Below are 3,569 nucleotides of genomic sequence, written 5' to 3'. Positions count from 1 at the left end.
GCCGAAAGGGCCACGAAACCGACATCGCTGGAAACGAGGGCGCAGACACGGAGAAGCAAATTGGCGGTCAGCATCGGCGAGGTTTTGCATAGAATTGGGAAGCCTCTGATCCAGGCGTCGCATCACTCATCGCTGCAATCCCTGGCGCGGCTGTTCCGCTATTCGGGGGTGGAGGCCGTTTTGTTGATCGATCAGGAGAGGCGCGTCATCGGGGTCGTCACGCCCAGCTCCATCGCCGCTCAGATTGCGCGAAACGCCAAAGCCGAAACGGCCGACCGGATTTTCTTTTCATTTCCTGAAGATGTAGGGTGTTGTTCCGCGTGGGATGATCTCGACGACGTGGCCGTGAGAATGTTCCGGAAGGGACATTCGGTCCTTCTGGTCAATGCGAACGGTCAATATAGCGCGACCATTACGCTTGAGAGATTGTGTGACGCGATGATGTAGCCTTTTAGAAATCCAGATACAGGCTCCTCGCCTTTTTCGATTGATTTGGCGCGTCGTTCCCCCGCCAGTTTATACCGCATCAACCCCTCGGCCGCTCAGGGCCAACCCGCCGCTCGCTTTCGCCGCCCTGGTCGACGAGGCGCATGGATCTTGAAGAAACGATCAAGCAACACCAACGCGACAACAGCCTTCACAGCACCACCATGACGAATGCGGAGGATCATGACCGCATTTTCAATCGCCCGTTCATCCGCGCATGGCGCGAGGCGCAGGATCACGCAGCAGAACCACTGCGCCCTGACACGCAACCGGCGACACGGAATGATATTTCCACGCAAAATGTTGATTTTATTGGCGTCCCGGAAGGGATTCGAACCCCTGACCTACGGTTTAGGAAACCGTTGCTCTATCCTGCTGAGCTACCGGGACGCGGATGCGCGCCTTGCCTATCACAAAATTGGCTCCTGAAAAACCGCATCGCGCGCAATCATGCTAAGCTTTCGCTTTCTTGTCCGCATCGGGGGTCGCCTTGCGCCTGACCGCATGTCTCAGGGTGGGCTGCTGCTGGCTGGCGCTGCTGGCTCAGGCCGCCGGAGCGCCCTCCTGCGATCGCGCCGCAGCGAGCGAGCCGGTGCGGCTCGATCATGTCAGCGACCGGCTGGATATCGTCCTGGTCGATGGCCGCCAGGTCGCTTTTCCCATGCTGGAGCCGCCGCGCGCCACCGCGAAGGCGCCGCAACGGCCGCACGAGACCGCTCTTGAGCTGACTTCGCTCCTGCGCGGCCAGACCCTGCTCGTGCTCCCGCTGGGCCCGACGGACCGCTGGGGCCGCCTGCCGGCGCGGATCTTCGTCGAATCCTCGGACGAAGCGGCCGACGAAACCCTCGCCGCCGCCGGCCTCGCCATGGCGAGCGCCGATCCCGGCGCCTGCGGCGCCGGCGCCTTGGCGGCCGAACAGGCCGCCCGCGCCGCCAGACTGGGCCTTTGGGCCGATCCCGATTTTGCGGTGCTCGCGACGGATGATCCCGCCGCATTTGCCGCGCGCGCCGGAACCCTGGCGATTGTCGAAGGCCGGATTCGCTCGGTGGGCCGCGCCGGCTCGCGGATCTATCTGAACCTGGCGGGCGGGAGTCCGGGCGGCCGTAGCGGCGGCGTTTCGCTGGTTCTGGCGCGGCGCAGCCTGCCGGCCTTTGAAAATGCGGGCTTTTCCTTGCAGAGCCTGCCGAACCGGCGGATCCGGGCGCGCGGCGTTGTCGAAATCGGCGCAGCCCCGCAAATCGAATTATTCCATCCGGGCCAAATCGAGTTTATGGAAGAGGCGCCGCGCCCGGACGGAGCGCGGCGCCCCGATTCGCCGGGGCGAAACTGATTGGTTTTTTGGTTGCAGCGGCCCGGTCACCGGGCGCGAACGGGACGGCGGGCGCGATGGCGGCGGGCGGACGGAACAGGTCGCAGCGGATTTTCGCGCTGCCGCCGCTCGCGGCCCTGCTGCTGCTTGGCGGCTGCGCGACGCTGGAGCGCCAGGGCGTCGTCCCCCAGAAACCCTCGGCGCCGGCGGCCGCGCCGAAAGCCTTGGGCGACACGCCGGAAGAGGCCGAGCGCAAGAAGCTGATCGCGCTTTATGGCGGCGATTATCGCTGGCCCAAGGCGGAAAATTATCTCAACGAGGTTCTGGCGCGGCTCGCCAAGGCGAGCGACACGCCGACCCAGCCCTATCGCGTGACCATTCTCAATTCTGCCGTGGTCAACGCCTTCGCGCTGCCCTCGGGCGATCTGTTCGTGACGCGCGGCCTGCTCGCCTTGGCCAACGACACCTCCGAGGTGGCGGCCGTGATGGCGCATGAAATCGCCCACGTCACCTCACGCCACGCTTTCCTGCGCGCCGAGCAGGAAAAGACCGCGGCGGTGATCACCCAGGCCGCGCGGGTCATCCAGAACCGCCAGAAAGGCGAGCAGGTCCAGGCCAATGCCGCGCAGACCATCGCCGGCTTCTCGCGCCAGCAGGAACTCGAGGCCGACCAGATCGGCATCAGCGTCATTGCGCGCGCCGGCTACGACCCGTTCGGCGCCTCCCGCTTCCTCAGTTCGCTCGCCCGTTCGAGCGAGATGCGCGCGGCGCTGATCGGCCAGAAAGGCGGCTCGCGGCCGGACATCCTCTCGACCCATCCCTCCACGCCGGAGCGGATAGCGGCGGCGCTACAGGCCGCCCGCCAGATCGGCGCGCCCGGCATCGGCGAAACCGCGCGCCCGCAATATCTGGCCGCGATCGACGGCATCGCCTTTGGCGACAATCCGATGGACGGCGCCATCAGGGGACGGAAATTCATCCATCCGCGCCTCGGCTTCGCCTTCGAGGCGCCGGAGGGCTATGCGCTGGAAAATTCGGCCCAGGCGGTGCTCGGCGTCGCCGACGGCGGGGCGGAGGCGCTGCGGTTCGACAGCGTGCGCGCGCCGCAGGGCAAGAGCCTGACCGATTATCTGACTTCCGGCTGGATTGACGGCCTGTTGTCCTCGACCATCCGCACCGGAACCGTCAACGACCTGCCGGCGGTCTTCGCCGACGCCCGCGCCGGCGAATGGAATTTCCGAGTGGCGGTGATCGCCTTCCACGACGATCTCTATCGCATCATTTTTGCGATCAAGGCCATGACCCCAGCGGCCGACAAGAAATTCAACGAATCGATCAATTCCTTCCGACCGATCACGCCAGAGGAGGAAAAGCTCGCCCAGCCGCTGCATATCCGGCTGGCCGTCGCGGCGGCAGGCGACACCGCCCAGACCATGGCCGACAAAATGGCCCTGACCGACCGGCCGCTGCAGCAGTTCCAGCTCCTTAACGGGCTCGACGCCGAGCAATTGAAGCCGGGCGAAACCTACAAGATCGTGGCCTATTGAACGGCCTTCGGCTGCCGTTTCGCCGTTCCCAAATGAAAAGCGGCGGGCTTGTGCCCGCCGCCTTATTGTGATGACGCGTGAGGGTACGCGGTTTCAGTAATTGTAGGCGCGTTCGCCGTGATCGGAGATGTCGAGGCCCTCGCGCTCCTGATCCGGGGTCGGACGCAGGCCCACGATCAGATCGACGATCTTGTACAGGATCGCCGAGCCAATGCCCGACCACGCCA

The 3,569-nt window shown here is 65.1% G+C and carries 4 protein-coding genes and 1 tRNA gene; 3 read left to right on the top strand and 2 right to left on the bottom strand.

The window, feature by feature from the left end; all coding sequences use genetic code 11:
- The coding region (locus ACE3S9_RS16655) for a CBS domain-containing protein (RefSeq protein ID WP_374547595.1) at positions 1-447 on the top strand (447 nt) is incomplete at its 5' end.
- 352 nt (positions 448-799) lie between these two features.
- On the opposite strand, the gene ACE3S9_RS16650 is transcribed toward ACE3S9_RS16655, so the two are convergent.
- Positions 800-876, bottom strand: a tRNA-Arg gene (locus ACE3S9_RS16650).
- 100 nt (positions 877-976) lie between these two features.
- Between ACE3S9_RS16650 and ACE3S9_RS16645 the strand changes: the two genes are divergently transcribed.
- Both ACE3S9_RS16645 and ACE3S9_RS16640 read left to right on the top strand, forming a co-directional pair.
- The gene (locus ACE3S9_RS16645) at positions 977-1,816 is read left to right on the top strand and encodes a thermonuclease family protein (RefSeq protein ID WP_374547594.1); all 840 of its coding nucleotides are present in this window, start codon (positions 977-979) and stop codon (positions 1,814-1,816) included.
- Between the two features lie 56 nt (positions 1,817-1,872).
- A complete protein-coding gene (locus ACE3S9_RS16640) occupies positions 1,873-3,342 on the top strand; it encodes a M48 family metalloprotease (protein WP_374547593.1) in 1,470 nt (489 codons plus the stop codon).
- A gap of 93 nt (positions 3,343-3,435) precedes the next feature.
- On the opposite strand, the gene ACE3S9_RS16635 is transcribed toward ACE3S9_RS16640, so the two are convergent.
- A partial coding sequence (locus ACE3S9_RS16635; protein WP_374546472.1) for a hypothetical protein occupies positions 3,436-3,569 on the bottom strand: 134 nt, incomplete at its 5' end.

The sequence above is a fragment of the Rhodoblastus sp. genome (genome assembly GCF_041915505.1).
In the GTDB taxonomy this organism is placed as follows: domain Bacteria; phylum Pseudomonadota; class Alphaproteobacteria; order Rhizobiales; family Beijerinckiaceae; genus Rhodoblastus.
The sequence above is the reverse complement of the archived record's forward strand: the minus strand, read 5'-3'. Positions and strand labels throughout refer to the sequence as shown.